Annotated in this window: 10 protein-coding genes; 6 read left to right on the plus strand and 4 right to left on the minus strand. The window is 67.7% G+C overall.

Annotated elements, in window-relative coordinates:
- The 4 genes from H0W38_RS15175 to H0W38_RS15190 all read right to left on the minus strand — a co-directional run.
- The coding region (locus H0W38_RS15175) for an SDR family NAD(P)-dependent oxidoreductase (protein ID WP_292455544.1) at positions 1-175 on the minus strand (175 nt) is incomplete at its 3' end.
- 11 nt (positions 176-186) lie between these two features.
- Positions 187-1470, minus strand: a complete 1284-nt coding sequence (locus H0W38_RS15180; protein ID WP_292455526.1) for an FAD-dependent oxidoreductase — start codon at positions 1468-1470, stop codon at positions 187-189.
- Positions 1471-1481: 11 nt separating this feature from the next.
- Positions 1482-1613 (minus strand): FAD-dependent oxidoreductase, encoded by a 132-nt coding sequence (locus tag H0W38_RS15185; protein WP_292455528.1) that lies wholly within the window; start codon positions 1611-1613, stop codon positions 1482-1484.
- 3 nt (positions 1614-1616) lie between these two features.
- Positions 1617-1949 (minus strand): VTT domain-containing protein, encoded by a 333-nt coding sequence (locus tag H0W38_RS15190; RefSeq protein ID WP_292455530.1) that lies wholly within the window; start codon positions 1947-1949, stop codon positions 1617-1619.
- A 341-nt stretch (positions 1950-2290) separates the two neighbouring features.
- On the opposite strand from H0W38_RS15190, the gene H0W38_RS15195 reads away from it, so the two are divergent.
- The 6 genes from H0W38_RS15195 (at position 2291) to H0W38_RS15220 (ending at position 5709) form a co-directional block, all read left to right on the plus strand.
- Positions 2291-2602 carry a DUF2282 domain-containing protein gene (locus H0W38_RS15195; protein WP_292455532.1) on the plus strand — a complete coding sequence of 104 codons (312 nt, stop codon included), beginning with the start codon at positions 2291-2293 and terminating at the stop codon, positions 2600-2602.
- Positions 2603-2636: 34 nt separating this feature from the next.
- Entirely contained in the window at positions 2637-3515 is an 879-nt protein-coding gene (locus tag H0W38_RS15200) for a DUF692 domain-containing protein (protein ID WP_292455533.1), read from the plus strand.
- Complete coding sequence (locus tag H0W38_RS15205) at positions 3512-4297, plus strand: DUF2063 domain-containing protein (protein WP_292455537.1); 786 nt, start codon at positions 3512-3514, stop codon at positions 4295-4297. Before H0W38_RS15200 ends, H0W38_RS15205 begins: the two co-directional genes overlap by 4 nt.
- Positions 4298-4365: 68 nt before the next feature.
- Positions 4366-4851, plus strand: coding sequence for a DoxX family protein (locus H0W38_RS15210; protein WP_292455546.1), 486 nt, complete (start codon positions 4366-4368; stop codon positions 4849-4851).
- Positions 4852-4870: 19 nt separating this feature from the next.
- Positions 4871-5491, plus strand: coding sequence for a sigma-70 family RNA polymerase sigma factor (locus H0W38_RS15215; RefSeq protein ID WP_292455539.1), 621 nt, complete (start codon positions 4871-4873; stop codon positions 5489-5491).
- Positions 5488-5709 carry a zf-HC2 domain-containing protein gene (locus H0W38_RS15220; RefSeq protein WP_292455542.1) on the plus strand — a complete coding sequence of 74 codons (222 nt, stop codon included), beginning with the start codon at positions 5488-5490 and terminating at the stop codon, positions 5707-5709. The genes H0W38_RS15215 and H0W38_RS15220 overlap by 4 nt, the downstream gene beginning before the upstream one ends.
- Positions 5710-5827: the final 118 nt, after the last annotated feature.

Below are 5827 nucleotides of genomic sequence, written 5' to 3' on the forward strand. Positions count from 1 at the left end.
CCGCCGCACGGATCTTCGCCACCACCTCGTCGGCAGCGTCGTTGCCCGACCGGAAGTTGACGGCGACCGCAGCACCAGCGCGTGCCATCGCCAGCGCCACCGCGGCGCCGATCCCGGAGCTGGCGCCGGTCACCAGCGCCTTCTGGCCTTCGAGCAAGCGGGTTGTGGCGCTCATGTCGGATCCTTTCACGGCAAGAAGGAGAACAGGCGTACGACGCGGCGCGAGAGCGGTCCGAAGAGCCTGGCCTTGTAGAACTCCCCGGCCACCGCCTTGCTGACCTCGCCGAGCGTCGGGTAAGGCGCGATCATCCTGGCAATCTTGCCGAGCTTCAGGCCCGAGCGGATTGCCAGGACCCACAGCCCCGCCAGTTCGCCGGCATCAGTGTCGAGAATCGAGACCCCCAGAACCCGGCCGTTTCGGCGCGCGATTAGCTTGATTGCGCCGGCCGTGGTGCGCTCGGTCTGCGCCCGATCGTTGCCCGACATCGGCATGCGGATCACCTGCACGTCGCCGCCATGCTGCCGGCGTGCCTGTTCTTCGTCCAGACCGACGTGGGCGAGTTCCGGGTCGCTGTACGTGACCCACGGCAGCGACGCGTAGTCCGTCTTCGCGTAAGGCAACAGCAGCGCGTTCTGCACCGCGATGCCAGCGTGATAATCGGCGACATGGGTGAAGTGCGGTGCCCGGGCCACGGCGTCGCCGATTGCGAACACGCCGCGCGCGCTGGTACGCAGCTTGTCGTCGACGACGATGCCCTCGTCGTCGTGGTGCACGTCGGCCTGCCCGAGGTCCAGCGCCTCGAGCTGCGGCTGCCGGCCGGCCGCGACCAGCAGGTGGCTGGCCTCCACCTCGCCTGCCTGCCCGCCCTCCTCGACGCTGGCGATGATCCCCGCCGCGCTCCGGCGCAGCCGCTTGACCTCCACGTTCTGGCGAATCGTCACGCCTTCGGCCGCCAACATCTTCAACAGTTCACGGACCTGCTCGGCGTCGTCGTGCGGCAGCGCGAGGCTGTGCTCCAGCACCGTCACGCGCGCACCCAGGCGCCGATGGGCTTGCGCCATCTCGAGGCCGATGGGGCCGCCACCCACGATCAGCAGGTGCTCGGGCAGCGCCGTGTTGTCGAAGATCGTCTCGTTGGTGAAATACGGTACGTCGCCGAGGCCGTCGATCGGTGGCGTCGCTGGTCGCGAGCCGGTGGCGATGATCACGCGGCGGGCGCGGATGCGCTGCCCGCCGGCCACCAGCACGCGTGGCGCGACGAAGCGCGCCTCGGCTTGGATCACCTGCATGCCCAGCCCTTCGAAGCGCTCGACCGAGTCGTGCGGGGCGATCGCCGCGATCACGCCCCGCACATGGGCGTGCACGGCGGCGAAGTCGACGCGGGGTTCGACCGCCTCGATGCCGAAGCGAGCTGCCGCGCGCATAGCATGCGCCGAGCGCGCGGCGGACAGAAGCGCCTTCGACGGCACGCACCCGATGTTCAGGCACTCGCCGCCCTCGCGCCGCGCTCTATCAGTACGACACGCGCACCGAACTGCGCCGCGATGGCCGCCGCCGACAGTCCGGCCGAGCCACCACCGATGACGCACAGGTCCACGTCGAGTTCGTTCATCGCTCAGGCCGTCTGCGGGGTCTTCGGCACCATGCCGAAGAAGGTGGCCGCGACGTAGGCGCCGATAAGGACTGTCGGTGACGCCAAAGAAGTGTTCTGCAGGTTGAAGGACACCCGCGGGCTCAGGCGCAACAGCATCACGACGTGCCGCCAGCCGCTCTCGCTGACCGAGTACGGCGATGGCCGCCCGGCAAGCCGTGCCGAGACCGCGCGGTGCAACAGGCGGCGCGCCACCAGAAAGGCCAGCGTCGCGCCGATCGTGGCCGACAGCAGCACGAGCGATAAGCCCACGGTCACCCCGAAGGCCAGTCCGGCGACGAGCGTGAGCACCGACACCGGCAGTACATGGAGGGCTCCTGAGCGTTGCGATTCGAGTGGACCACTGCGCGCTTTAGCGGCATGCACATGCCGACTACACCCGGTCCGGCAAGTGGCACGGGCGGGCGCGGCGCCGTGCATCGTGGTCGCTGCCTTCTGCAGCGCAACGGCCCGATGCACGCCAATACGTTCCAGGACCTCGAATGGTTACAGCCGCACCCCGCGTCGATCCGATCGGGGTAAACACCGATCGGTCGGTTTGTAACCCGGAGGGAGCGGCGCACGAACTGGCATGCGGTGCCGATCGATCTCCATCCGACGGTGCCTCACCCACCGAACCATCTCAAGGAGCTCTCACCATGTCCCAGACCCTCGCGAACCAGGCTGCCGCCGCCGCCATCGCCATCGCCGTCGGCGCTGCACTCACCCTGGCCCACGTACCCGCCCAGGCCCAGCCCGCCGACAAGGAGAAGTGTTTCGGCGTGGCGCTGAAGGGCAAGAACGACTGCGCTGCCGGGCCCGGCACCACCTGCGCCGGCACCGCCGTGCGCGATTACCAGGGCAATGCCTGGAAGCTGATGCCCAAGGGTACCTGCGAGAAGACGGAGTCCAAGACCTCGGCTTCCGGCTACGGCCAGCTCAAGGAGTTCAAAGAAGAAAAGAAGGGCTGAGCCCGCTCCGCGAGACCACCGATCGACCCGTGCCATGAACGCCTGCACGAACATCGACATGCGCTTGCTGGCCGGCATCGGCCTGAAGGCGATGCATGTCGGGGAGCTGCTGCAGGGTGGGCCGGCGGTGGACTTCCTCGAGGTGCACGCCGAGAACTACCTGGTCGCCGGCGGCCCGTTCCTGAAGCACCTGGAGCGGGTGCGCGAGCGATGGCCTCTGTCGATCCACGGGGTCGGGCTGTCGATCGGCGGCGACGGGCCGCTGGATCGCTTGCATCTCGAGCGTCTGACGGCATTGCTGAGGCGCTTCGAGCCGCAGTGGTTCAGCGAGCACCTGGCCTGGTCGAGCCACGGCGGGCATTGGTTCAACGACCTGCTGCCGCTGCCTTACGACCGGATCACGCTGAACCGGGTGTGCGACCACATCGACGAGGTTCAGCACAGGCTGCAGCGCTGCATGCTGCTGGAGAACCCCAGCACCTATGTCGAGTTCGCGGCATCGACGATGGACGAGGGCAGCTTCCTGACCGAGGTGGTGCGCCGCACCGGCTGCGGGTTGCTGCTCGACGTCAACAACGCCTACGTCAGCGCGGTGAACCACCGCCTGGACCCGTGGGCGCTGATCGCCGCGCTGCCGCCCGAAGCCATCGGCGAGATCCACCTCGCCGGCTTCGCCGAGGACCGCGACGCCGTCGGCGACCGCCTGTTGATCGACACGCACGGCGCGCCCGTTGCCGACGCCGTGTGGTCGCTGTACCAGCGCGCGCTGGAGAGGCTCGGGCCGGTGCCGACCCTTATCGAGCGCGACAACGACGTGCCTGCGCTGGGCCTATTGCTGGCCGAGGCCGAACGTGCGCGCCGTGCGCAGCACGACGTGCTGGCCGTGACCGTGCCGCAAGTGGGGGCCGCATGATCGCTGCGCCAGCCCAGCCGACACAGCGAGCTTTCGCCGAATCGCTGATCGACGCGGCGCGTCCGGTACCGGCGGGCATGCAGGCCTGGAACGGGTCGGACGTCAGCACGCGCTTCGCCGTTTACCGCAACAACGTGATCGTCTCGCTGCTCAGCGTAATGGCCGAAACCTTCCCGGTGGTGCGCCGTCTCGTCGGCGAGCCGTTCTTCAACGCGATGGCGCAGCTCTACGTCTGCGAGCATCCCCCGACCTCGCCCGTGATGACCGAGTACGGCGACGGTTTCGCCGGCTGGGTGGCCGCATTCGAGCCCGCCGCGGCGCTGCCCTACCTGGCCGACATGGCGCGACTCGAACGCGCGCGGGTGCAGGCGTATCACGCGGCGGACGCGCCAGCGCTGCCTGCACAGACGCTGGCGCAGGCCTCGGCGGATCCCGGCCGGCTGCCGACGCTGCGCCTGCCGCTGCACCCGTCGTTGACGGTCCTGCATGCGCGCCACGCCGTGGTCTCGCTGTGGGCCGCCCACCAGCACGATCACGAAGACGACATCGGCCGCATCGAGGTGGACCAGGCCGAATGCGCCCTCGTGCTGCGCGACGACGACGAGGTGCTGGTGCTGCCACTGGCGGCAGCCGATGCTGCGCTCATCGATGGTCTGCGCCAGGGCGGCAAGCTCGGCGAAGCCGTGATCGCGGCCCGTGGCGCCGATCTCCCGTTCGTGCTCACGCTGCTCCTTCAACACGGCGCCCTGATCGCCACCCCAATGACCGAGGACACGTCATGAACACCCCTTCCGTCGTCACCGACAGGCACGGCCCTGTGCAGGCGCTCATCGAGGGCCTGCACGCCGCCATGGCCGCCATCCCCGAGTCCCTGATCGCGCTGCTCGGTCGCTTCTCGATCGCCGCGGTGTTCTGGAACTCGGGGCAGACCAAAGTCGAAGGTTTCGCCATCAACTTGGTCTCGGGCACCTTCGACATCGGCGTGCCGCGGCTGTCCGAGTCGGCCGTGGCCCTGTTCCGTGACGAGTACCAGTTGCCACTGCTGCCGCCGGAACTGGCTGCCTGGCTCGCAACGATCGGCGAGCATGCGCTTCCGGTCCTGCTGCTGCTGGGTCTCGGCACGCGCTTTGCGGCGCTGGGCCTCCTGGTGATGACTGCGGTGATCCAGTTGCTTGTCTACCCGGGTGCCTATGCCACGCACGGGGTCTGGGCGGCGGTTCTGCTCTGGCTGCTGGCACGGGGTCCTGGGAGGCTCTCGGTGGATCACTATCTCGCGGTTCGGGGTTCGCGGCCGATGAATCGACCGATCGGTCGCCGTTCGATCCGCTTGCCCTGAATCCAACGAGCCCGAGTCCGTGGACGCCAGCGAAGGCCAGGTCTCTGCAGGCGGTGCACCGTGGCCTCCTGCGCGGCCATCGAATGAGGATCTGACGCTCCTGCGAACTCGTCTTCTTCGACAAGCACGGTTCGCGCTGGGCGATTCGGGCAGCGCGGAGGATCTCGTGCAGGACACCCTGATCGAGGTACTGCAGCACCATGAGCTAAGGACCGGTGCCGCGTCGCTGACGACCTGGGCAACGGCGATCCTCAAGCACAAGGTGGCGGATTGGTACCGCTCATCGCAGCGGCGTAAAGAGGTGCAGTTTGACGCCGGCGATGGCGCGCTGACCGACGCGATCGACGCGCTGTACACGCCTGAGGGCGCCTATGCGATACCGATCGCTTCGTGGCAACAGCCCGAGAATCGGGAGGAGCAGCGCCAGATGATGGCCCTTGTCGAGCGATGCATGTCGCATCTTCCGCGCACGACAGGTCGGGTCTTCCTGATGCGTGAGTGGTTGGGCTTCGAGACCAGAGAGATTGCCGAGAGACTGGGGTTGAGTGCGGACAACTGCAGGCAGCTGCTTCATCGGGCGCGCATGGGTCTTCGCGGGTGCGTCGAGCACGGCCAGGTCCATGGAAGGCAAAGGCAGTGAGCCTTTCGTACTCTTGTCGTCAGGCGTCCACCCTGATCTCCCGGCAACAGGACGAGCCATTGGGGATCGCGGATCGCCTCAGGCTGCGGGTGCATCTTTCGATGTGTTCGAACTGCAGCCGCGTGGAGGCTCAGTTGTCGAGCTTGAAGCGTCTGGCCCGTGATGTGCTCGCGGGCCGTACCGATCGCGCCGACGAACTCGACGAATCCGATCGCTAGTGAACTGTAACGTTCAAATAGGAAGTATCATTGCGCCTGCGGAGGGTGCGATGAACTTGACCGAAACCGAAGTCATGGAACTGCAGCGGCGAGTCAGCGCGAGGACCGAGAGAGCGGA

The organism is Methylibium sp. (assembly GCF_013817365.1).
In the GTDB taxonomy this organism is placed as follows: Bacteria; Pseudomonadota; Gammaproteobacteria; order Burkholderiales; family Burkholderiaceae_C; genus Methylibium.

What these genes read in the sequence shown, in the direction of transcription:
- H0W38_RS15200 (WP_292455533.1), top strand. Translation starts at nt 2,637, where the DNA reads ATGAACGCCTGCACGAACATCGACATGCGCTTGCTGGCCGGCATCGGC.
- H0W38_RS15210 (WP_292455546.1), top strand. Translation starts at nt 4,366, where the DNA reads ATGGCCGCCATCCCCGAGTCCCTGATCGCGCTGCTCGGTCGCTTCTCG.
- H0W38_RS15195 (WP_292455532.1), top strand. Translation starts at nt 2,291, where the DNA reads ATGTCCCAGACCCTCGCGAACCAGGCTGCCGCCGCCGCCATCGCCATC.
- H0W38_RS15185 (WP_292455528.1), bottom strand. Translation starts at nt 1,613, where the DNA reads ATGAACGAACTCGACGTGGACCTGTGCGTCATCGGTGGTGGCTCGGCC.
- H0W38_RS15205 (WP_292455537.1), top strand. Translation starts at nt 3,512, where the DNA reads ATGATCGCTGCGCCAGCCCAGCCGACACAGCGAGCTTTCGCCGAATCG.